Here is a 21,342-nt window from a genome sequence, read left to right as displayed (position 1 = left end):
TTCCGGTAGTGCCGGGCAACGCCGGGCAGCCGAGCTTGATTCCGGTAGTGCCGGGCAACGCCCGGCAGCGGGGCATCGATCCGCCCGACCGGCCGCAGGGCCGGCGTGTTCCACCCCCCCCCTTCCTGGAAAACCGCGCGGGCCTGGCAGGGGGTCGGCGGCGGGAAATCACCGCGACGCTGCTCCAGTGGTGCCGGGTCCCGGTGGGGCGGTCTTTTCCATATACCAGCGGGCGGCGCCGATGACGCCCAGCTGCCCGTGTTCGACCAGCTTCACGGGAATGCGTTCCAGCGCCTTGCGCATGGGGCCCTTGTTGAGAAACCGCTCGACAAAACTGCTGTGCAAAAGCAACTCGCTGATCCGGGGCAGGATGCCGCCGGCCAGATAGATGCCGCCCTGGATGCCGTAGAGCAGGGCCATGTCGCCGACCGTGCTGCCGAGCAGGCCGCAGAACAGCTGAAGTGTTTCCACCGCCAGCGGGTCGCTGCCAGCGCGGGCCGCGGCGCTGACCGCATCGGGGCGGGCGTGCTGCGGGCGCTGGCCGCGGACCGCGCACAACGCGGTGTACAGATTGAGCAGGCCCGGTCCGGACAAAGCCTGTTCGGTGGGGACATGCGAGCGGCCCTGCAGCAACCGCCGCAGCACCGCCATTTCCAGGTCGGTGCCGGTGGCCAGCGCGGCCTGCCCGGCTTCGGTGGCCAGCACCACTGAGCGCCCGCCAAGCGGAATCCACACCGCCGCGCCCAGCCCGGTACCGGGGCCGACCACCAGGGTCGGCCCGCGCGGCGCGGTGGGCGGGCCGGTGAGCTGCAACACCTGGCTGGCATCGACCTGGGCGGCGGCATGGGCCACGGCCTCGAAGTCGTTGACCAGATGCACCGCATCGAACCCCAGCGCGTCGCGGAGCTGCGCGGGCGACAGCGGCCAGGGCAGGTTGGCGGTGATGACGCTGCCATCGGCCAGCTGGCAGCCGGCGCTGGCGATCACGCAGTCGCGCACCGACGGCAGGTGCTGGCGGAAGTCGGCCAGGATCGCGCCCAGGCTGGGGTAATCGGCGCAGCGGTACTTGCGATAGGCCAGCAGGGTGATCGGCGCGGTGGGGCCGGCACCGGGCTGGACCAGGCCGATGCGGACATGGGTACCGCCGACGTCGGCGGCCAGGAACGGCGGATCACCGGCGCCGGATGCCGGTGCGGACTGGGGGGGGATGGTGGCGGTCACTCGGAATCCCTTGGGGTACCCACCCGTGGGGAGGGGGATTGGGGGTGGAGTCTGTGATCGCCTCGACAACGCTGTCAACGGATGGTCCGCGGCTGCCCACGCGGGCGCGGCGTCCCTGCGTACCGGCCGCGTTGGAATTCACTGCGGTGTCGGCCTCCTGGCGCCGATCAGGCCCAGTCTGGCCCGGGTTTCACTGGTCCTGCCGCGAAGAGGCTCCATCGCCCTTGGGCGAGGAGGGGAGAACAGGCTGGCGGTGAATGCGCTGCTGGTGGCTGGCATTTCCCGGCGCTGTGCGGGTGACGCGCGCGGTGACGTGTTCGCGGCCGGGGATGCAGGGCGTGGGCCACCGTCGCAACCCGGCCCCGGGTGAATCACGCATCATGGCGGGATATCGGTCAATGCAGGAACAGGTGATGTGCAGAGCTACCATCAACGACGTTGCCGGGCACGCCAACGTGGCGCGGGAGACGGTTTCGCGTGCCTTCGGCACCGTGCCTGCGGTGCGGCCGGCCGCGCGCGCTGGTGTTGCCGCGCAGGCCCACGCCCGTCCTGCCGCGCATCTGGACAACGGGAGGGAAACCGTCTGATGAAAACCGTACTGGGCAATGGCCGCGTGCTCGCCGGCGACGCCTTCCGCGATGACGTGGCGGTGGTGATCGAACATGGCCGGGTGCAGGCCGTGGTGGCGCCCGATGATCCGGCGGTGGCCCACGCCGATGCATACATCGACCTGCGCGGCGGCTGGCTGGTGCCGGGCTATATCGATGTGCAGGTCAACGGCGGCGGCGGGGTGCTGTTCAACAACACCCCGGATGTGGCGACGCTGCGCACGATGGCGCAGGCCCATCGCCGCTTCGGCACCACCGGGCTGTTGCCGACGCTGATCAGCGACGATCTCACGGTGATGGCGCGCGCCATCGCCGCCACCCGTCAAGCGCTGGATGGCGCAATTCCCGGGGTGCTGGGTATCCATCTGGAAGGGCCGTACCTCGCCCCTGCGCGCAAAGGCACGCATGACGCCAGCAAGTTCCGGGTTCCCGACGCGGCCGAGATCGAGCTGGCCACCTCCCTGGACAACGGCGTCACCCTGATCACCCTGGCCCCGGAGCGGGTACCGGCGGCGGCCATCGCGCGGATGGTGGCGCGCGGTGCCGTCGTCGCCGCCGGCCATACTGCCGGCAGCTACGATGAAATCCGCGCCGGGTTGCGCGCCGGCATCACCGGCTTCACCCATCTGTACAACGCGATGTCGCCACTGCAGGGACGCGAGCCGGGCGCGGTGGGCGCGGCGCTGGAAGACCGCCACAGCTGGTGCGGAGTGATCGTTGATGGCGTGCACGTGCATCCGGCCAGCCTGCGCGTGGCGCTGGCCGCCAAGCCGCGCGGGCAGCTGATCCTGGTCACCGATGCGATGCCGATGGTCGGCGCGGACGATCCCTCGTTCGCGCTGTATGGCGAGGTCATCACCGCGATCGACGGCGTGGTGCGCAATGCCGCCGGTGCGCTGGCCGGCTCGGCGCTGGACATGGCCACCGCGGTACGCAACACGGTCAATCTGCTCGGCCTGCCATTGGAGGAAGCCGCGCGCATGGCCTCCACCTATCCGGCACGGTTCCTCGGGCTCGGCCACCGCTACGGCCAGATCGCGACCGGCTACCAGGCCGACCTGGTGCTGCTCGATGCGGACCTGCAGGTACAGGCGACCTGGATCGCCGGCCAGCGCGACTGACCGGCCTCACTGGCGCCTGCCCCGATGGGGCGATGCGCTGCTGCAGCAGTACCAGCCTGGCGTTGGACAACGCCGTTGCGGGTTACCGAATCGATCACGCTGCGGCCGGTTGGGCACCAGGTGCGCAGGTCGATGCCATGGAAATCATGGAAGCCCGTCAACAAGGGGAGGGGAGGCGGGGTTCAGCACGATTGCGGCAGTGCGCGGGTGGGCGGGATCGCAAGATCACGGCGGTCCAGATAGCCGGCCAGCGTGGCCAGTCCCCAGGCGGCGGCCACCACCGCCGCGCCGATCCAGGGCGTGTGGCGCAGGCCGAGGTGTTCAACCACCACGCCGCCAAGTGCTGCGCCCAGGGCGATGCCGACATTGAAGGCGGCGATGTTCAGGCCGGAGGCCACGTCGACCGCCTGCGGCGCGAAACGTTGCGCCTGCTTGACCACATACACCTGCAGGCCGGGTACGTTGCCGAACGCCACCGCCCCCCAGGCCAGCACGGTGGCCAGCACCAGCCAGCGGTGGCCGGCAGTAAAGGTCAACAGCAGCAGGACCAGCGCCAGCAGCGCGAAGATGATCTTCAGCGCGGGCACCGGGCCACGGCGATCGGCCAGCCGGCCGCCCCACAGGTTGCCTATCGCCACCGACACGCCGTACACCAGCAGCACCAGACTCACCGCGTTGGCGGAAAAACCGCTGAGGTCCTGCAGGATCGGCGCCAAGTAGGTGAAGGCGAGGAAGGTGCCGCCATAGCCGGTTGCGGTCATCGCATACACCAGCAACAGGCGAGGCTGGGCCAGCACGCCCAGCTGCTGCCGGAACGTGGCGGCCGCGCTGCCGGGGAGATTGCGCGGGACAAAGGCCAGGCTGCCCAGCAGCGCGATCATCCCCAGCCCGGCCACCGCCAGGAAGGTCGCGCGCCAGCCCAGGTGCTGGCCGATGAAGGTTCCCAACGGCACGCCGGTGACCAGCGCCACGGTGAGTCCGGTGAACATGATGGCGATGGCGGACGCCGCTTTTTCTTTCGCCACCACCGAGGTGGCGATGATCGAGCCGATCGAGAAGAACACGCCGTGGGCCAGCCCGGTCAGCACCCGCGCCACGATCAGCGAGCCATAGCCGGGCGCCATCCATGCCACCACGTTGCCAACGGTGAACAACACCATCAGCGCGACCAGCAGCGCCTTGCGCGGCACGCTGCCGGTGAGTGCGGTAAGCACCGGTGCGCCGATGGCAACACCCAGCGCGTACAGGCTGACCAGCAGTCCGGCCGAGGGCAGGCTGACCTGCAGGTCGGCGGCGATGGTCGGAATCAGGCCGACAATCACGAACTCGGTGGTGCCGATGGCGAACGCGCCGAGGGTGAGCGCCAGCAGCGCAAGCGGAATAGCACGGGGCATGGCATGCATCCAGTAAACGGGAGGCGTGCATTCTGGCCGGGATATTGTTGCGGAATAACCAGTGTTTACGCCAATCACCTTTGATATAAAGTCAATTATCCAGGGCCGGCTCCATCGCCCCCGATACCGGACGGAACCCTTCTTCGCATGAAAACCACGCTCGACGAATTGCAGGCCTTCATCGCCGTGATCGACAGCGGCACCATCACCGCCGCGGCCGAGGCGCTGGGGCAGACCGTGTCCGGGGTCAGCCGCGCGTTGTCACGGCTGGAGGAAAAGCTGGGCACCACCTTGCTGGTGCGCACCACCCGGCGCCTGCAGCTGTCCGAGGAAGGTGCGGCCTTCCTGCAGCATGCGCGGGGTATTGTTGCCGCGGTCGAAACGGCGGAAGAGCAGATGGCGGCACGCCGCGAGCGCCCGGCCGGGCGCCTGCGCGTGGATGCGGCAATGCCGTTCCTGTTGCATGTGATCGTGCCGCGGGTGGGCGGTTACCGGCAGCGCTATCCCGAGGTGCAGCTGGAATTGAACAGCAACGAGGGCTACATCGACCTGCTGGAGCGGCGCACCGACCTGGCCATCCGCATCGGCCCGTTGCGCGATTCCTCGCTGCATGCCCGGCCCCTGGCCAGCAGCCGCATCCGCATCCTGGCCAGCCCGGAGTACCTGCAACGACGCGGCACCCCGAAGCGCGCCGCCGATCTTGCCGGCCATTCGCTGCTGGGCTTCAACCAGCCCGAATCGCTGAACGAATGGCCGCTGCCCGGCGCCGATGGGGCGCCGGTGCGGATCACGCCGGCGGTGGCGGTATCCAGTGGCGAGACCCTGCGCCATCTTGCGCTGGCCGGCGAAGGCATCGTCTGCCTGTCCGATTTCATGACCCTGGAAGACCGCCGCAGCGGCGCGTTGCAGCCGCTGTTTGCGCGCGACACGCTGGACATCCGCCAGCCGGTCAACGCCGTGTATTACCGCAACACCGCGGTGTCGGCGCGCATCGCCTCGTTTGTCGACTACCTGGGTGAATCGCTGGCGGACAGATCGTTCGCGGGCTGACGGGCGAGGTGGATGGCCGCGATCCGCGCGGCCTTCAACGCCTCGCCAATCGCCGGGCCGCGCAAATCGCCGGTGGCGATATCGCGCGCGTTGATCGCCAGCGCCGCCTGATGCAGCCGCCGCAGCGTCGCGCCCTGCGGATAAGCGCGCTCCTCGAAGCCGAGCCGGCCGCGCGCATCGCATTCGCAGGCGATGGCGATCTGCGCGATGCGCTCGGGGCGGCGGAAACCGTCGCAGCGTGACAGCAGTTCCAGCACCGTGGCATCGCGCAGTTCATCGATGCGATGCACGTTGAGGTGCTCGCGGCAGACCGCCTCGGCCAGCTGCCGGTAGTCCAGTGGCACCTTCAGGCGCTCGCACAGCTGCTGCAGCGGTTTGAGGCCGCGCTGCTCGTGCATGAGGTGGCGCGGCCATTCCGCGCGCGGGGTCAGGCCCTTGCCAAGGTCGTGGACAAGGGCGGCAAAGCCGGTCAACGCATCGCCCGGTGCCAGCCGTGCGGCCATGTCGCTGACCATCTCCTGATGCCGGCCGGTATCGATTTCCGGGTGGTATTCCGCGCGCTGCGGCACGCCATACAGCGCTTCCAGTTCGGGCAGGATCGAGCCCAGGGCGCCGGCTTCATGCAGCGTGCGCAGGAACGCGGACGGCTGCTGCGAGGCCAGCACCTTGCGCAGCTCCTGCCACACCCGCTCCGGCACCAGCGTGTCGAGCTCGCCACTGGCGGCGATCTGGCGCATCAGCACCATCGTTTCCGGGGCGACGCGGAAACCCAGCGGCGCGAAGCGGGCCATGAAGCGGGCCGCGCGCAGCACCCGCAGCGGATCCTCGCTGAACGCCGGGCCGACATGACGCAGCACGCGGCGTTCGATATCGCCCACGCCGCCGTAAGGATCGACCAGTTCGCCGCTGGCCTCGTCGCGGGCAATCGCATTGATGGTGAAGTCGCGCCGCAGCAGGTCTTCTTCCAGCGTCACCGACGGATCGGCATCGACCACGAAGCCGCGATAGCCGCGTCCGGATTTGCGCTCGGTGCGCGCCAGCGCGTATTCCTCACCGGTGTGCGGATGCAGGAATACCGGGAAGTCGCGGCCTACCGGTCTGTAGCCCTGCGCCTGCATCTGCGCCTGGGTGGCGCCGACCACCACCCAGTCGCGGTCACCGGCGTCCAGTCCCAGCAGTGCATCGCGGACCGCGCCGCCGACAAGATAGATCTTCATGTGCACATGATGCCCGATCGGCGTGATCCGCCTTCCACCCGCAGGGCCGGTGTCTGCGCCGGTGCCCGCCCCGAGCGCGGCGCGGCGGTGGATCAGCGGCCGCTGCCGGCGGCCGTCGCCGGCGTCGCGGCCGGACAGGTGAAGCGTTTGCGTGGCGCCTGCAGCCGTCCGTTCATGCGGTCGCTGACCGGCAGGGCATCGCCGTTCAAGCGCCAGTCGTAGATCACGCTGAAGGCCAGAATCCGCGCCACGTATTCGCGGGTCTCCTTGTAGCTGATGGTCTCGATCCAGAAATCCGGATCGTAGTTGGGCCGTTGCGACTGCCAGCGGGCGGTCGGCGTCGGCCCGGCGTTGTAGGCGGCGATGGTGATGTAGGGCAGGCCGCCGTACTTGTCCATCAACTGGCGCAGGTAGGCGGTGCCGATCGCGATATTGGTGTCCGGGTCATACAGGCTGGCCGCCCCGCCGTAGCCGCCCAGGCCGAGGCTCTTGGCCACACTGGCACCGGTGGCCGGCAGCACCTGCATCAACCCCATCGCATTGGCCGGCGAACGCGCCTTCGGGTTGAAGGTGCTTTCGGCGCGGATCTCCGCCGCCACCCATGCCGGATCGATGGCATTGCGGGCGGATTCGCGCCGGATCGCGGCGTCGTGATACAGCGGGAAGCGCAGTTCGTACAGGCGCTGTTCCTCGGGACCCTTGAGCGCGAACACCGCGCGGTCGAACCAGCCGTTGTCACGCGCCACTTCCACCGCCAGCCGGCGCCGGGTGTCGTCGAAACGGCTCAGCGCATCGTTCCACTCCAGCGTGGCCCAGCCGCTGCGGTCGAGCTTGAACAGCTCCATCGCCCGTACCAGCGCCGGGTCGGTGGCCACCGCCGCGCGCGCCTGGGCACTGTCCTGCGGGCTCCACGGGCACAGCGCGTAGGCCTGCTGCAGGCGGTCGGCGGCAAGGAAGCCATGGAAGGTGGCCGTGCCGGCCACGCTGCGATACAGCGGCGTGGCGTCGGCCGGGGCGCCGGTTCTTTCCAGCAGCCGTGCTTCGAAATAACGCCAGCGCGAATCGCTGCGCTGGGTGGCGGGCATCCTGCGGATCGCCACCAGTGCCGCCGGCCAGTCGCCGCGGGCCATCGCTTCGCGCGTGCGCCACTCGTGCAGACGTTCGTCATAGGCCGATTCGGGGACCGCGGCCAGGCGCCGCGCAGAATCGGGCAGGTAGGAGGCCACGGTCCACAACGCGATCTGGTAGAGCACCTGGTTGCGCTGGTCCGCGTTGAGCTGCAGCGCGGCCGCGTACTGCGGCAACTGCTGTTCGGCGGCAGACGGGTCGGCCTTGGCCAGCTTTTCCAGGCCATCGGTGGCGATACGGCGGCTGCGCTCGTTCTTCGGCCAGTTCAACGCGCGTGCATCGGGGGTGTCGACGAAGGCGGCGTAGTCGTAGGCCTGGGCCAGTTCGGCCTTTGGCAGGCCACGGGCGGCGGCGCGCATCACCGCCGGCTGCTGGGCATCGGCGGCGGCATCGATACGTTCCCAGCGCAGCGCCGGCGCCAGCCCGCCGCGGGCGTCGAGCACGGCGAACACCGGATCGCAGGCATCGGGCAGCGGGTTGCCACTGCTGCGCCACAACGCCTGGGCGTCGGACGTCCACTGTGCGTCGGCCTTGCCGGTGGCCTGGCGCGCGTTGAGTTCAGCGCAGCGCAGGGCGGTATTGGGGGTCGGTTTCCAGTTGGCCAGCAACGTCGGCCAGTCCTGGCGCCGGGCCAGCGCCGGCAGCCACATCGCGCGCAGTGCTTCGGCCACCGCTTGTCCCTGGTAGCGCCTGAGGAAGTCCTGCGCCTGGGCCGTGCTCACGGTGTCGATGTTGCGCCGCAGGTTGGCGTATTCGATCCAGCCATACAGCGGATGCCGGCGCAGGCTGCTGGCCTGGGCGGCATTGAATTGCCCGTTTTCGGCGCTGTCGATGGCGGTGCGGACCGCTGCGCGCTGCGCATCCAGCGTCTGCGCCGGGACAGCGGTGGAGACGGCCAGCAGGGTGGCGGCGAGGGCGGGGGCAAAAGGCAGTCGGATCATAGGCAGGAAGGATACCGGCCGCCGCGCCGCGGGGATGTGGTCGCGCTGAATGGAAAGGGATGCGGGGCGGGGGCACGGCGCGAGGATGCCGGCAAATGCCTTCACATTGCCGGCACTTGTGGTGGCTTTACGTTTTGTTTACAACGTGGAGCGAGCCGCGGCAGTGGCAGGGGGCAAGGCGCGGTGGACCCGTTTCCTTTGGAGAGAAAGGATGAAAAGCCTGCACCGTGGCCGCCTGGCCATTGCCGTACAGCTGTCACTGCTCACCGTCTGCGCGCCGGCCATCGCCCAGGAGGCCGAGGCCGGCTCCCGCGCGACCACGCTCGACCGCGTCCAGGTCACCGGCACCCGCATCAAACGCGCCGAGGTCGAAGGCCAGGTGCCGATCCAGACGCTCACCCGCGACGATATCGAGCGCACCGGCTTCAACTCGATCAGCGAGGTGTTGCAGCAGCTCACCGCGTCCGGCTCGGCGTTGAATGCCAAGTTCAATTCCTCCGGCAACTTCGGCTTCCCGCCCGATGGCAGTGGTGTTGGCGCCGGTTCGGCGCAGGTGGATCTGCGCCATCTGGGGGCCAAGCGCGTGCTGGTGCTGGTGGATGGCATCCGCTGGGTCAACGAGTCTTCCGCCTCCGGCGTGGGCGCGGCGACCGACCTGAACACCATTCCACTGGCGATCGTCGAGCGCATCGAAGTGCTCGAGGACGGCGCCTCCTCGCTGTACGGCTCCGATGCGATTGCCGGGGTGGTCAACATCATCACCCGCCGCGATTTCGACGGCGCCCAGGTGACGGTGAACTACGGCCAGTACGGCAAGGGCGACGGCACCCAGAAAGGCGTCGACCTGGCGTGGGGCACCACCACCGAGCGCACCAGCCTGTTTCTGGGCGCCAGCTGGGTGAAGCAGGATCCGGTGTATGCCCGTACCCGCGAACAGTCGCGTTATCCGATTCCCGGCACTGGCCTGGCGTTCGGCAGTTCGGCCACGCCGACCGGGCGTTTCATCTTCATCGACCCGGTCACCGGCGCCGAGCAGGACCTGACCCCCAACAGCGGCGCACGCACCCCGGTCTATGACGGCAGCGCCGGCTGCAACCGCCGCGACGACTACCACTGCTTCGGCCGCGCCGACCGCTTCAATTTCGCCCAGTACAACCTGCTGCTGACCCCGTCCGAGCGCAAGGGCGTGTTCGGCCAGTTCCGCTACTTCTTCAACAACGACACGCAGTGGTACGTGAAGGCGCTGGGCAACCGCCGCGAGTCGACCAACCAGGCCGCGCCCGAGCCGCTGTTCTTCGGCCCGGAAGCGGGGACCGGCAATCCGCTGGCCGATGACATCTTCATTTCCGCGCGCAATCCCTACAACCCGTTCGGGTTCGATCTGGACTCGGCCGACAACCTGATCATGATCGGCCGGCGCCCGGTGGAAGGTGGCGCGCGCGTGTTCGAGCAGCGCGTGGATACGCAGTACTTCAACACCGGGCTGGTCGGTTCGTTCGAACGCGCCTCGCGCAGCTGGTTCTGGGACGTCAACGGCATGTACGCCCGGAACAAGGCCGAACAGACCAACTACGGCAGCTACAACATCTACAACGTCGCCCTGGCGCTGGGCGATCCGGCCGCGTGCGCGGCGGTGAGCGGCTGCGTGCCGCTGAATATCTTTGGCGGCCCGGGCACCATTACCCCGGACATGCTGCGCTGGATCCAGCCGGTGGTGCATGACCGCAGCCAGAACAAACTGGGCCTGTTCACCGCCAACCTCAGCAGCGACATGTTCACCCTGCCCGCCGGCAAGGTGTCCTTCGCCACCGGGTTTGAATACCGCAAATACGAGGGCTGGTACCAGCCCGATCCGCTGACCGTGATCGGCCACTACAACGGCGTGCCGTCGTTGCCGACCTCCGGTTCCTACGACGTCAACGAGGTGTATCTGGAGCTGAGCGTGCCGATCTTCGCGCACTCGGCGCTGGGCGAGGCACTCGACCTCAGCCTGGCCGGGCGCTATTCGGACTACTCCACTTTTGGCGGCGAATTCACCCCCAAATACGGCCTGCGCTGGCAGGTGAGCGAGGACTTCGTGCTGCGCACCAGCTACGCCGAAGGCTTCCGCGCCCCGACCATCGGCGAGCTGTACGGCTCGGCGGCGCGGGCCGACCTGCAATTGTCCGATCCGTGCTCGATCGGCCTGGGTGGCACCCCGCCGCGGGGCAGCGCCGCCAACTGCGCCGCGCTGGGCGTACCCGGTGGCTACCAGCAGGCCAATTCGCAGATCTCGGTCACCACCGGCGGCAACACCGCGCTGGACCCGGAACGCGCGCGCAGCCTCAGTGCCGGTTTTGTCTGGAGCCCGTGGTTTGCCAGCAACTCGGAGTGGGCCGACCGCTTCGATGTGGAAGTGACCTTCTACCGCCACGCTATCCGCGGCGCGATCCAGGCCATCGATGCGCAGACCCAGCTCGACCTGTGCGTGGATACGCTGGACCCGCTGTACTGCGGCGGCATCACCCGCGCCACCACCGGCGGTATCAACGGCTTCAACAACCGGCTGACCAACCTCGGCTCGATCAAGACCGACGGCTGGGATGTGAACCTGTTCTGGACCTTCCCCGAAAGCGCGGCCGGGCGCTTCAAGCTGGCCTGGCAGAACACCTTTGTCGGCCGCTACGAGGCCACCGGCGCGGCCGGCCAGCGGCAACCGCAGCGGCCGGGGGTGGAGGTGGTGGACAGTGCGATTCCCGAGTGGACCTCCAACGCGATGCTGGACTGGTCGCGCGGGCCGTGGACCGCCTCGTGGACGTTGCGGCATACCTCCAGGCTGAGCGAGGACTGCGGTGACGCGGTGGCCTTCCCGGTGTGCCGCAATCCGGTCGATGGCCGCAATACGCTGGCGGCCATCAGCTACCACGACCTGCAACTGGGCTACCGCTTTGACTGGTTGAAGGGGCTGCAGCTCAGTGCCGGGCTGAACAACGTGTTCGACAAGGATCCGCCGATCTGTCTGTCGTGCTCGTTGAACGGCTATGACGCCTCGACCTACGACATCCCCGGCGGCCGCTACTGGTATGTGCGGGCGGACCTGAAGTTCTAGGCCGGCAATCGCCGAAAAGACAGAAGGCCGGCACCATGCCGGCCTTCTGCATTGGCGCCGGACAGGGCCGCCGGCGCGTTCAGCGCAGGCACTGGCGGGGCACCTGCACGTCCATCGCCACGGCCAGGTGGTCGGAGTAGGCGGCGGCCACCGCGCGGGTGTCGAGGATGCTGAGGTTGGCGCTGATCAGGATGTGGTCGATGGCCCGCTCCGGGCGCCAGCTGGGGAAGGTCGGCACCCTGCAGCCGGGCGGCTGCAGCCGGGTCTTGCGGTACAGCACCTGCATCTCCGGGCGTTCGGCCACGCAGTTGAAGTCGCCCATCAGGATCGCGTTGGGATGGTCGGACAGCAGTTCGGCGATGAAGTCCAGTTGCGACTGGCGCGAGCCGGTGCCCAGCGACAGATGCGCCACCGCCACCGTCAGGCCTTCGGTGCCGTCCCCGAACTTGGCCAGCAGCACCCCGCGTCCGCCCAGACGGCCGGGCAGGGCGTGGTCCTGCACTTCCACCGGTTCCAGCCGGCTCAGCAGGCCGTTGGCGCTGGAGGCCACCCCGCCCATGCGCCGGTTCGGCTGGTGGCTCCAGTAATTGAAACCGGCGCGTTCGGCCAGGTAGTGGGTCTGGTTGGTGAAGCCCGAGCGCAGGCTGCCCGGGTCGGCCTCCTGCAGGCCGACAATGTCATGGCCGCTGGCCAGCTTGGCGATCGCATCCAGGCTGGAACGCTTGCTGCCCGCCGGCAGCGCATGTGACCAGCTGCGGGTCACATAGTCGCTGTAACGGCGGGTGCTGGAGCCGGCCTGGATGTTGGCGGTGAGCAGCCGCAGGGTGGAGCTGGGGGGAGGATTCACGGCAACTGCTGATCGCTTCAAGAGGGTTCCACTACTACCTTATCGAGCGTGGGCGGCGCGTTCGCGTGCGATCAGGTGATCGGCGATGCGCAGCATGTCCTCGAAGCTGGTGCCCTTGACCAGGTACTTGCCGTCGATGATCAGCGACGGGGTGCCGGAGATCTTGCTGCGCTGGGCGAACTGCCTGGCGCGGTTGACCTTGGCGTTCACGCCGAAGCTGGCCATGGTGTCGGCGAACTTCTTCGCATCCACGCCGTGCTTGGCATAGAAGCTGGCGATGTCCTGCACCGAATCACGGCCGCGTTCGCCCTTCAGGCTCTGCTCGACGTGGATGGCCGAATACAGCGCGTCATGGGTTTTTTCCTGTACGCCGAGCGCTTCAGCGGCATAGAACGCACGCGCGTAGTCATCCCAGGTGCCACCGAACGCGGCCGGCACGTAGACGAAGTTGACGTCCGCCGGCAGCCCGGCCTTCCACGGGCCGATCAGCGCCTGGAAGCGGGCGCAGGCCGGACACACATAGCCGAAGATCTCGGCCACTTCGATCTTGCCGGTGGCCGGCTGGATCGGCTGGCCGCCTTCGATCACCAGGTAGTCGGTGCCGGCCACCGGCTCGGGGCCGACCGGACGCGCCGGCGCCGGTACCGGGGTATTGGCCGCGGCCGTGGTTTCGCTGCTGGCGGTGTCGGCGGCCGGCGCTGCGTCGCTGGCCGGAGCCGCGCTCTCGGCGGGTGCGGCTTCAGCAGCCTCGCTGGTGCCGGTCGGGGCGGCCGTGGCCGGAGCAGTGGTGGCGGTCGAGCCGTCCTGGGCCTTGCAGGCGACCATGATCGGGAGCAGGGCCATCAGGGCCAGGGCGAAGCGGATTTTCATCGTTTTGATCTCCAACAGGAAACGGAAAGTCGGCCGCCGCGAAGCGCGCGCGGCCAAGTAATTGATCATGACATCATGCGCCGCCGCCGCGGCAGCAAACACGCCGGTGGTTCAGCAGCGCTTGTTCAACGCTGTTTGCCGGCGCTGCGCTCGCGCGCGACCAGCGCATCGGTGATGCGCAGCACGTCCTCGAAGTTGCGGCCCTTGACCAGATATTTTCCGTTGACGATCAGCGTCGGCGTGCCCTGCACCCCGCTGCGGATCGCGAACTCGCGCGCGGTCTTGATCTGCTGGTCGACCTTGTCGCTGCGCAGCGCCTCGATATAGCGCTGCGGCGTCACGCCGTAGCTCGAATAGAACGTAGCCAGCTCCTGCGGCGAGACGTTCTGCATCGGCAGGCTGCGCTTGTCGTGCAGGGCTTCGAACATGGCGCCGTGGCTGCGTCTGGACACGCCCAGCTGGTCGGCGGCGTAGTAGGCGCGGGCGAACGCATCCCAGGTGCCGCCAAAGGCGGCCGGAACCGGGGTGAAGCGCACGTCGGCCGGCAGCTTGGCCACCCACGGCCGCAGCACCGTTTCGAAATGCGCGCAGTGGCCGCAGGTGTAGCCGAACACTTCGGTGACCTCGATCTTGCCGGCCAGCGGCGCGAACGGCGCCGGATTGGCGATCAATTCGTAGTCGCGGCCTTCCAGCAGCGCCGGGGTACTGGCCGCGGCAGCGGCATCGGGCGGCAGCAGGCACAACAACAGGAACATCAGTCGGGGGAAGCGCTTCATGGTTTCTCCGGGGTGAAAAAACACGCCGGCCTCGGGGCCGGCGTGCGCGGTAACAACGCCGGCCAGGTCGCCGCGGCGACCGCCGGGCTCAATGGTTTGCCGGGGCGGCGACGACGGCCTGGAGGTCGGCGGCGCGGTCGTGCAGGCCCTGCAGGTAACTGGCCAGGGCCTGGATTTCCTGGGTAGTCAGCGACCTGGAAATCTGCGCCATGATGTTGAAGTGGGCGGTATCGGTTTCCTGGGTCTGCCCGGCCTGGTAGTACTCCAGCCGCTGGCTGAGGTAGGCCGCATGCTGGCCGCCGATATGCGGATAGGCCGGTCCGGGATTGCCCGCGCCGGTGGGGCCGTGGCAGGCCATGCAGGCGGGAATACCGCGCGCGCTGTCACCGCCGCGATACAGCTTCTGGCCGATTTCGTAGAACTTCATCCCGGCATAGCTGCCGCTGGTCACCGCACTGTCGTCGGCAATGCCGGCGCCGGCCTTCTGGGTGGCGAAGAATGCACCGATGTCACGCATGTCCTGCGCGCTGAGGTTCTGCACAAACGGCACCATCGCCACCGCCGCGCCGCTGTTGCGCTGGCCATTGGCGATCAGGGCCATCTGCTGGGCGATATAGCGTTCGCTCTGGCCGGCGATGCGCGGATACATGTCGACGCTCGAATTGCCATCGGCGCCATGGCAGGCCGCGCACGCGGTGGCCTTGCTCTGCCCGGCTTCAACATTGCCCCACTGGGTCTTGGAGAAGTCGATCTCCAGCGGCGCGGTCTGCACCGGTGCGTTGTCCGGGATCGGGGTCACCGAGGTCTGCGCAAGCGCGACTGCGGCCAGGAGGGGCACTGCGAAAGCGGTAACGGCAAGAACGCGGGCATGGCGCATGCGGAAGCTCCGTGTGGACCTGACCAGGCAGGGGCGGGAAGCCGCTGCAACGGGCCGGCCGATTATCCCTTCGCCTTCTTTGCCGGGTCAACGAACAGTGCAGCATAAAGTGCGTGCGGTGCCGGACGTGGCCGGCCGGACATGCGATCCTAAGCGCATGTCACAGCTCCTAGAACGCGCCCAATATCTGCTTTCCGCCCACAACGCCCGGCAATTGCCGGCCGACGTGGGCAGCGAAGTCGCCTTCGCCGGCCGCTCCAATGCCGGAAAGTCCAGTGCCCTCAATGCCCTGACCCGCCGCAATGCGCTGGCGCGGGTGTCCAAAACGCCCGGTCGCACCCAGCAGCTGGTGTTCTTCCAGGTCACCCCCGATGCCCATCTGGTCGACCTGCCCGGTTACGGCTATGCCAAGGTGCCGATGGACCTGCAGGCGCACTGGCAGGCGTTCATCGACCAGTATTTCCGCACCCGCGAGGCGCTCAAGGGGTTGGTGGTGGTGATGGATATCCGTCATCCGCTGCGCGAATACGACCTGCAGATGCTCGCTTATGCGGTCCAGCGCGGGTTGCCGGCACATGCGTTGCTGACCAAGGCCGACAAGCTCGGCCGCGGCCAGCAGATGCAGACCCTGCAGAAGGTGAGGAAGGAATTGTCGGGAATGTACGGCGACAGCGTCAGCGTGCAGACCTTTTCCGGCGAGTCACGGCAGGGGGTCGACGAGGCCCGCACCGTGATCGGCAGCTGGCTGGGGCTGAACCCGTCGGCGCCGGGACCGGGCGCCGCCTGAGCCGCAGTTGCCGCCTGCGCCGCTCAGCAGCGCTGGCGGCAACCCGCCTGGTTCCTTCTTCAACGCGCGCGCCTGATGGCGCATCGCGGCTGGCCGCGGAAGTGGCAGAGCCGTGTTCGCTTCCATATTCATTGCCATTGGACGCTGCGCAAGCGCAGCTGTGTGCAACACCGCCAATCGCCTCTGCGGCCGTCGGCGGTTGCCGGAGTGATGTGCCGCAATCAGGCCGGAATATGGAAAAACTGCCCGATAAGCGCGGCCGCAGCCATCGCCAACGCACCCCAGAAGGTGACCCGCAACGCACCGTGCCACGGCGACGCTCCGCCCATGTGCGCGCCCCAGGCACCGGTCACGCACAGGCAGGCGAGGGTCGCGGTGGTGGTTCCGGCGGCGACATGCTGTGCGGGCACCAGGATGGCCGTCAGCAGTGGCAGTGCGGCGCCGATCACGAACGCGCAGGCCGACGCGGAGGCCGCCTGCAACGGGCGTGCGCGCAACGTGTCGGTGATACCCAGTTCGTCGCGCGCATGGGCACCGAGCGCATCGTGTGCGGTCAGCTGCACCGCCACTTCGTGCGCCAGCGTGGGGGTCAGCCCGCGCTGGCGATAGATCGCCGCCAGTTCTTCCAGCTCGCTGTGCGGGTCTTCGTGCAACTCGCGCGTTTCGGTTGCCAGGTCGGCATGTTCGGTATCGGCCTGCGACTTGACCGAGACATATTCGCCGGCGGCCATCGACATCGCCCCGGCCACGGTACCGGCCACCCCGGTGGCCGCGATCACCGCGGTGCTGGCTCCGCCGGCGGCCACGCCGACCACCAGACCGGCAATCGAGACGATGCCGTCATTGGCGCCCAGTACGGCCGCGCGCAGCCAGCCCACGCGGTCGGAACGATGCAGTTCACGATGATGGCGGCGGATCGGCTCCATGGCCCAGTATAGCGGCGGCGCCGGTCAAGCCGTCGTGCGTGGGACGCACAAACCCGGCTTCGTCCACATGGGCAGCCATGGCCTCACGATATAGTGCCGCCTTGCGATGTGGGGGTCTGGTCCCCACATTTCCCCACCCCCTGTGTGAGCCTGCCCTTGTCGAGCCCCAGCCACGTCGCCGATACGCCGATCACCGATCGTTCCCAACTGGTCGAAAACCTGGCCTCGGGCGAAAAGCCGAAGGCGCAATGGCGCATCGGTACCGAGCATGAGAAGTTCGGCTTCCGTCTGGATGACCTGCGCCCGCCGACGTTCGACGGCGATCGTGGCATCGAAGCGCTGCTCACCGGGCTGACCCGTTTCGGCTGGGTGCCGGTGCAGGAAAATGGCCGCACCATCGCGCTGCTGCGCGACAGCGCCTCGGTCACGCTGGAGCCGGCCGGGCAGCTGGAACTGTCCGGCGCCGCGCTGGAAACCCTCCACCAGACCTGCGTGGAAACCGGCACCCATCTCAATGAAGTGGCGCAGGTGGCCGGTGAGCTGCAGCTGGGCTTCCTGGGCATGGGCTTCCAGCCCAAGTGGACGCGTGCGGACATGCCGTGGATGCCCAAGGGCCGCTACCAGATCATGAAGAGCTACATGCCCAAGGTCGGCGCGCTCGGCCTGGACATGATGACCCGCACCTGCACGGTGCAGGTCAATCTGGATTACGCCAGCGAAGCGGACATGGTGAAGAAGTTCCGCGTGTCGCTGGCGTTGCAGCCGATCGCCACTGCGTTGTTCGCCGATTCCCCGTTCACCGAAGGCAAGCCCAACGGCTACCTCAGCTACCGCTCGCACATCTGGACCGATACCGATCCCGATCGCACCGGCATGCTCGATTTCGTGTTCGAGGACGGCTTCGGCTATGAGCGCTATGTCGATTACCTGCTCGACGTGCCGATGTACTTCTCCTACCGCGATGGCATCTACCACGACGCCAGCGGCCAGAGCTTCCGCGATTTCCTGCAGGGCAGGTTGCCGGTGCTGCCGGGCGCGCTGCCGACGCTGCGCGACTGGTCCGACCACATGACCACCGCGTTCCCGGAAGTGCGGCTGAAGAAGTATCTGGAAATGCGCGGCGCCGACAGCGGTCCGTGGAGCCGGATCTGCGCGCTGCCGGCGTTCTGGGTGGGACTGCTGTATGACCAGACCGCGCTGGATGCGGCGTGGGACCTGGTCAAGGATTTCAGCCTGGCCGAACGCCACGCATTGCGTGACGGCGTGCCGAAGCAGGCGCTGAGCCTGCCGTTCCGCGACGGCACCGTGCGTGACCTTGCCGCGCGCGCGCTGGAGATCTCGCGTGACGGCCTGCGCCGCCGCGCGGCACTCAATGCCGACGGGCAGGATGAAGCCCGTTTCCTCGACGTGCTGCAGGAGATCGTCGATTCCGGCAAGACCGCCGCCGAGCGCAAGCTGGCGCTGTACCACGGCGACTGGAATGGCGATATCGACCGCGTGTTCCGCGAATTCGCCTACTGAGCCCGCGGGCTGGCGGCATCCATCCGATGCGTTGCTAAACTGCCGGTCCACAATCCGGAGGCAGGTGCATGGGCAGTTCGAACGATGAGATCGTCTTCTACACCCACCCGCAGTCGCGCGGCCGCATCGTGCGCTGGATGCTGGAGGAGATCGGCCAGCCCTACCGTGTCGAGGTGATGGGCTACGGCCAGAGCATGAAGGCGCCGGAGTACCTGGCGATCAATCCCATGGGCAAGGTGCCGGCCATCGTGCACCGGGGTGTGGTGGTGACCGAAACCGCGGCGATCTGCGCCTATCTGGCCGATGCCTTCCCCGCGGCCGGCCTGGCGCCGGCGCTGGACGACCCGCTGCGCGGCAGCTACCTGCGCTGGCTGTTCTTTGTCGCCGGCCCGGTCGAGGCTGCGGTCACCGCCCGCGCGCTGGGCCAGGAACCGCCGCCGGAGAAGGCCGGATTCGTCGGCTATGGCAGCTACGAGGCCACCATCGGCCTGTTGCAGCAGATCGCGGCCGGCGCTTCGCCGTGGCTGCTCGGCGAGCGCTTCAGTGCGGCCGATGTGTACGTCGGCAGCCAGATCCTGTTCGGCCTGACCTTCAAGACGCTGCAGCCGCACCCGGCCTTTCTGGCCTATGCGCAGCGCCTGGGCGAGCGCGAGGCCTTGAAACGTGCCGCAGCGGCCGATGACGCGTTGATTCCGGCACAGGCCTGAGCGCACCGGGCGTGGTTGCCGGGAACGCAGGGAAGCGCGGATGCGTGCGGCGACGGCGTCGCTGATGCGCCTGTTGGATGGTGCTGCCAGTCCGCCGGCATTGGCGGCCGGGCTGCCGCCGGCCTTGCCGTCGCTGACGGAGCTGTCCGGCAGCCGGGAGCGCACCGGGCTGCTACCCGGGCATCACGGCAGCGCGCAATGGCCGCGGCGGGAGCAGGTGCTTGTCGGCCGGGCAGCGCATGGCGGCAGGGCCGGCTGCAGCCCTGGCAGCGGCTGCGGATCGCGCAGAACGGTGGCGAGGTCCGTTACACCGCCAAGGTGCCGGGCAATGCCGCACCGATGAGGTTCCGGCAGGTGGAGCAGGGACCACCGCAGGTGGTCTTCGCGCCTCCGGTCCATGATTTCCGCAGCGGCTCGCCTGCTGCCGCGAGGCGCGCGGTTGACCGCGGCGATCTCGGACCTCGCCCGCGAGCGCGTGCCGGTGTAACGGTTCCGGCAGTCCCGGCCTCCGCAGCAGTGAGGCCGGATGTGCGCTGCCGGTTGCGCCGCTCAATAGCGCGCGGCGGTCAGTGGCGCATCGGCCCACTGCCAGGCGTTGGCCTGCAGGCGCGAGGTCTGGCGCGCTGCACCGGTCTGGCCCAGGGCCTGTTGCGCCTGCGCCAGACCGAACAGTGACCAGCCGTTGGTCGGGTAGGTCTTCAGGTCCTGCTGGAAGGCCTCCGCCGCGCCTCTGGCATCGCCGCCATCGAGCAGGGCCGCGCCCAGGTACGGACGCACCGGCAGTGGCCAGTCGGCCGGCTCGTTGTAGGCCAGTGCGTCCTCGGCCGCGGCGGCGTCACGCAACGCGCCGATCGCCTGCTTGTGCTTGCCCTGCGCGCGCAGCAGTTCACCGCGCAGCAGCGCATCGGCCACGCGCAGGACACCATCGGCATGGTTGATGTCGAAGAAGCTGACCTGGGCCATCGCCGGATCGATGGCGGTCGCGTGCAGCGCGTCGGCCTCTTTGGCCGCTTCCTCCACGGCGCCTTTGCGCAGCTGGGCCATGCCGCGGGCGAAGTGGCGGATCGCGGCCGGATAGGGTAGTTCCGAAGGCGGAGCCACCGCGGACAGGATCGCGTCCCAGTCGCCGAAGCGGACCTGGGTGAGCAGTGGAGCGACTACGAACTGCTGCATGAACTGCATCGGCGCCTGGCCCATCGCCGCGTGGTCGGCGCGCTCGGCGGTCTGCCGGGCGGCCTGCAGCGCCAGCGTGCGCGAGCCGGTCAAGCCGCTGGTCATCGTCGCGAAGTGCCAGTTGTGTGGCACGTAGCCCAGCGGATAGACGCCGTTGCTGCCCCGGCACACCGCCAGGAAATCCTTGTCGGCGGTGGTGGCGGCCAGATTGGTCAAGGTCGCATCGTGGTAGCGGCCGACGCGGATGTAGATGTGCGCGGGCATATGCACCAGATGCCCTGAGCCGGGGGCCAGCGCCGCCAGCGTATCGGCGTAGGGTTCGCCGCGCTGCGGTTCGGGCGAGGCCTCAATGGCGTGGATGTAGTAGTGCATCGCGCCGATATGGCGCGGGTTGCGAGCCAGCACGCGCTCCAGCTCGCCGACCAGCTTCGGGGTGAACGCCGCCGGCGTGCCATCGGCATTCCAGTATGCCCACGGCGACAGGTCCATCAGCGCCTCGGCATACAGCGTGGCGGCATCGTCATCGCCCGGAAACCGCGCCACCACCCCGGCCATCGCCTCGGCATAGCGGCGGTCCAGGGGTGTGCGGTCCTCCGGTGCGGGATCGGCATAGCGCTGCTGCAGTGCCTGGATCAGCGCCTGGTCCGCCGGTCGCGCGTTGCCGGCGAGGCTGGCGGCCCGCTGCGCCAGCGCGGTGGCCTCTTGGGCCGCGGCCGGGTCCATCGCCAGGTTGATGTTCGGCCCCAGCACCAGCGCCTGGCCCCAGACGCACATCGCGCACTGCGGATCCAGCTGCGCCGCTTCGGCAAAGGCACGCCCGGCGGCTTCATGGTTGAAGCCGTAGGCCAGCCGCAGCCCCTGGTCGAAATAGCGCTGGGCCAGCGGCACCTGGGTGCCGATATCGCGATGCAGGTCGCCGAAGGTCTCGAACAGGGGCACGGTCGCCCGGACGGGCGCGGCGGCAGTATCGGTGCCGACTTTCTTCACCGGATCACAGCCGGTCAGCAACATCGCAACCAGCGTCGACGGAAGCAGCAGGAGCAAGGATCGGCGGATCATTGGGGCGTCTCCGGGGCGGGTGACCGCGACC

The 21,342-nt window shown here is 68.5% G+C and carries 17 protein-coding genes; 7 read left to right on the top strand and 10 right to left on the bottom strand.

All coding sequences use genetic code 11. The features are described 5' to 3' along the window. Nucleotides 1-168 precede the first annotated feature (168 nt). Nucleotides 169-1,221 (bottom strand): glucokinase family protein, encoded by a 1,053-nt coding sequence (locus QZH66_RS01800; RefSeq protein WP_305804232.1) that lies wholly within the window; start codon nucleotides 1,219-1,221, stop codon nucleotides 169-171. A gap of 398 nt (nucleotides 1,222-1,619) precedes the next feature. Between QZH66_RS01800 and QZH66_RS01795 the strand changes: the two genes are divergently transcribed. Beyond that, a complete protein-coding gene (locus tag QZH66_RS01795; protein WP_305804231.1) occupies nucleotides 1,620-1,808 on the top strand; it encodes a LacI family DNA-binding transcriptional regulator in 189 nt (62 codons plus the stop codon). Continuing rightward, nucleotides 1,808-2,950 carry an N-acetylglucosamine-6-phosphate deacetylase gene (nagA, locus tag QZH66_RS01790; RefSeq protein ID WP_305804230.1) on the top strand — a complete coding sequence of 381 codons (1,143 nt, stop codon included), beginning with the start codon at nucleotides 1,808-1,810 and terminating at the stop codon, nucleotides 2,948-2,950. The genes QZH66_RS01795 and nagA overlap by 1 nt, the downstream gene beginning before the upstream one ends. Before the next feature lie 182 nt (nucleotides 2,951-3,132). Here the strand turns inward: nagA and QZH66_RS01785 are convergent, their stop codons facing one another. Further along, nucleotides 3,133-4,344 (bottom strand): MFS transporter, encoded by a 1,212-nt coding sequence (locus QZH66_RS01785; protein ID WP_305804229.1) that lies wholly within the window; start codon nucleotides 4,342-4,344, stop codon nucleotides 3,133-3,135. 147 nt (nucleotides 4,345-4,491) lie between these two features. Here QZH66_RS01785 and QZH66_RS01780 point away from each other — a divergent pair, with 147 nt between their 5' ends. After that, nucleotides 4,492-5,394 carry a LysR family transcriptional regulator gene (locus QZH66_RS01780; RefSeq protein ID WP_305804228.1) on the top strand — a complete coding sequence of 301 codons (903 nt, stop codon included), beginning with the start codon at nucleotides 4,492-4,494 and terminating at the stop codon, nucleotides 5,392-5,394. On the opposite strand, the gene QZH66_RS01775 is transcribed toward QZH66_RS01780, so the two are convergent. Beyond that, a complete protein-coding gene (locus tag QZH66_RS01775) occupies nucleotides 5,352-6,611 on the bottom strand; it encodes a multifunctional CCA addition/repair protein (protein ID WP_305804227.1) in 1,260 nt (419 codons plus the stop codon). The two genes, QZH66_RS01780 and QZH66_RS01775, sit on opposite strands and share 43 nt — an antisense overlap. A 92-nt stretch (nucleotides 6,612-6,703) precedes the next feature. Next, nucleotides 6,704-8,680: a transglycosylase SLT domain-containing protein gene (locus QZH66_RS01770; protein WP_305804226.1), complete on the bottom strand. Its 1,977-nt coding sequence runs from the start codon at nucleotides 8,678-8,680 to the stop codon at nucleotides 6,704-6,706. A 211-nt stretch (nucleotides 8,681-8,891) separates the two neighbouring features. Here QZH66_RS01770 and QZH66_RS01765 point away from each other — a divergent pair, with 211 nt between their 5' ends. Continuing rightward, nucleotides 8,892-11,768, top strand: a complete 2,877-nt coding sequence (locus QZH66_RS01765) for a TonB-dependent receptor (RefSeq protein WP_305804225.1) — start codon at nucleotides 8,892-8,894, stop codon at nucleotides 11,766-11,768. Nucleotides 11,769-11,847: 79 nt separating this feature from the next. Here the strand turns inward: QZH66_RS01765 and QZH66_RS01760 are convergent, their stop codons facing one another. From QZH66_RS01760 to QZH66_RS01745, 4 genes are all read right to left on the bottom strand, one after another. Beyond that, nucleotides 11,848-12,585: an endonuclease/exonuclease/phosphatase family protein gene (locus QZH66_RS01760; protein ID WP_305804310.1), complete on the bottom strand. Its 738-nt coding sequence runs from the start codon at nucleotides 12,583-12,585 to the stop codon at nucleotides 11,848-11,850. 69 nt (nucleotides 12,586-12,654) lie between these two features. After that, nucleotides 12,655-13,485 carry a thiol:disulfide interchange protein DsbA/DsbL gene (locus tag QZH66_RS01755; protein WP_305804224.1) on the bottom strand — a complete coding sequence of 277 codons (831 nt, stop codon included), beginning with the start codon at nucleotides 13,483-13,485 and terminating at the stop codon, nucleotides 12,655-12,657. A gap of 125 nt (nucleotides 13,486-13,610) precedes the next feature. After that, complete coding sequence (locus tag QZH66_RS01750) at nucleotides 13,611-14,261, bottom strand: thiol:disulfide interchange protein DsbA/DsbL (protein ID WP_305804223.1); 651 nt, start codon at nucleotides 14,259-14,261, stop codon at nucleotides 13,611-13,613. Nucleotides 14,262-14,349: 88 nt separating this feature from the next. After that, entirely contained in the window at nucleotides 14,350-15,138 is a 789-nt protein-coding gene (locus tag QZH66_RS01745; protein WP_305804222.1) for a c-type cytochrome, read from the bottom strand. A gap of 157 nt (nucleotides 15,139-15,295) precedes the next feature. Here QZH66_RS01745 and yihA point away from each other — a divergent pair, with 157 nt between their 5' ends. Continuing rightward, nucleotides 15,296-15,925, top strand: coding sequence for a ribosome biogenesis GTP-binding protein YihA/YsxC (gene yihA, locus QZH66_RS01740; RefSeq protein ID WP_305804221.1), 630 nt, complete (start codon nucleotides 15,296-15,298; stop codon nucleotides 15,923-15,925). 221 nt (nucleotides 15,926-16,146) lie between these two features. Here the strand turns inward: yihA and QZH66_RS01735 are convergent, their stop codons facing one another. Further along, nucleotides 16,147-16,851, bottom strand: a complete 705-nt coding sequence (locus QZH66_RS01735) for a VIT family protein (protein ID WP_305804220.1) — start codon at nucleotides 16,849-16,851, stop codon at nucleotides 16,147-16,149. Between the two features lie 156 nt (nucleotides 16,852-17,007). Between QZH66_RS01735 and QZH66_RS01730 the strand changes: the two genes are divergently transcribed. Together QZH66_RS01730 and QZH66_RS01725 are read left to right on the top strand one after the other, a co-directional pair. Next, on the top strand, nucleotides 17,008-18,372 hold the full coding sequence (locus QZH66_RS01730) for a glutamate--cysteine ligase (RefSeq protein ID WP_305804309.1): 1,365 nt from the start codon (nucleotides 17,008-17,010) through the stop codon (nucleotides 18,370-18,372). 68 nt (nucleotides 18,373-18,440) lie between these two features. After that, nucleotides 18,441-19,079 carry a glutathione S-transferase family protein gene (locus QZH66_RS01725; protein WP_305804219.1) on the top strand — a complete coding sequence of 213 codons (639 nt, stop codon included), beginning with the start codon at nucleotides 18,441-18,443 and terminating at the stop codon, nucleotides 19,077-19,079. Between the two features lie 549 nt (nucleotides 19,080-19,628). On the opposite strand, the gene QZH66_RS01720 is transcribed toward QZH66_RS01725, so the two are convergent. After that, nucleotides 19,629-21,311: a hypothetical protein gene (locus QZH66_RS01720; protein WP_305804218.1), complete on the bottom strand. Its 1,683-nt coding sequence runs from the start codon at nucleotides 21,309-21,311 to the stop codon at nucleotides 19,629-19,631. Nucleotides 21,312-21,342: the final 31 nt, after the last annotated feature.

The organism is Stenotrophomonas sp. YIM B06876, from assembly GCF_030711595.1.
In the GTDB taxonomy this organism is placed as follows: domain Bacteria; phylum Pseudomonadota; class Gammaproteobacteria; order Xanthomonadales; family Xanthomonadaceae; genus Stenotrophomonas.
This window is presented reverse-complemented; position numbering and strand designations above follow the sequence as displayed.

What these genes read in the sequence shown, in the direction of transcription:
- QZH66_RS01795 (WP_305804231.1), top strand. Translation starts at nt 1,620, where the DNA reads ATGCAGGAACAGGTGATGTGCAGAGCTACCATCAACGACGTTGCCGGG.
- nagA (WP_305804230.1), top strand. Translation starts at nt 1,808, where the DNA reads ATGAAAACCGTACTGGGCAATGGCCGCGTGCTCGCCGGCGACGCCTTC.
- QZH66_RS01785 (WP_305804229.1), bottom strand. Translation starts at nt 4,344, where the DNA reads ATGCCCCGTGCTATTCCGCTTGCGCTGCTGGCGCTCACCCTCGGCGCG.
- QZH66_RS01780 (WP_305804228.1), top strand. Translation starts at nt 4,492, where the DNA reads ATGAAAACCACGCTCGACGAATTGCAGGCCTTCATCGCCGTGATCGAC.
- QZH66_RS01775 (WP_305804227.1), bottom strand. Translation starts at nt 6,611, where the DNA reads ATGAAGATCTATCTTGTCGGCGGCGCGGTCCGCGATGCACTGCTGGGA.
- QZH66_RS01770 (WP_305804226.1), bottom strand. Translation starts at nt 8,680, where the DNA reads ATGATCCGACTGCCTTTTGCCCCCGCCCTCGCCGCCACCCTGCTGGCC.
- QZH66_RS01765 (WP_305804225.1), top strand. Translation starts at nt 8,892, where the DNA reads ATGAAAAGCCTGCACCGTGGCCGCCTGGCCATTGCCGTACAGCTGTCA.
- QZH66_RS01755 (WP_305804224.1), bottom strand. Translation starts at nt 13,485, where the DNA reads ATGAAAATCCGCTTCGCCCTGGCCCTGATGGCCCTGCTCCCGATCATG.
- QZH66_RS01750 (WP_305804223.1), bottom strand. Translation starts at nt 14,261, where the DNA reads ATGAAGCGCTTCCCCCGACTGATGTTCCTGTTGTTGTGCCTGCTGCCG.
- QZH66_RS01745 (WP_305804222.1), bottom strand. Translation starts at nt 15,138, where the DNA reads ATGCGCCATGCCCGCGTTCTTGCCGTTACCGCTTTCGCAGTGCCCCTC.
- yihA (WP_305804221.1), top strand. Translation starts at nt 15,296, where the DNA reads ATGTCACAGCTCCTAGAACGCGCCCAATATCTGCTTTCCGCCCACAAC.
- QZH66_RS01735 (WP_305804220.1), bottom strand. Translation starts at nt 16,851, where the DNA reads ATGGAGCCGATCCGCCGCCATCATCGTGAACTGCATCGTTCCGACCGC.
- QZH66_RS01725 (WP_305804219.1), top strand. Translation starts at nt 18,441, where the DNA reads ATGGGCAGTTCGAACGATGAGATCGTCTTCTACACCCACCCGCAGTCG.
- QZH66_RS01720 (WP_305804218.1), bottom strand. Translation starts at nt 21,311, where the DNA reads ATGATCCGCCGATCCTTGCTCCTGCTGCTTCCGTCGACGCTGGTTGCG.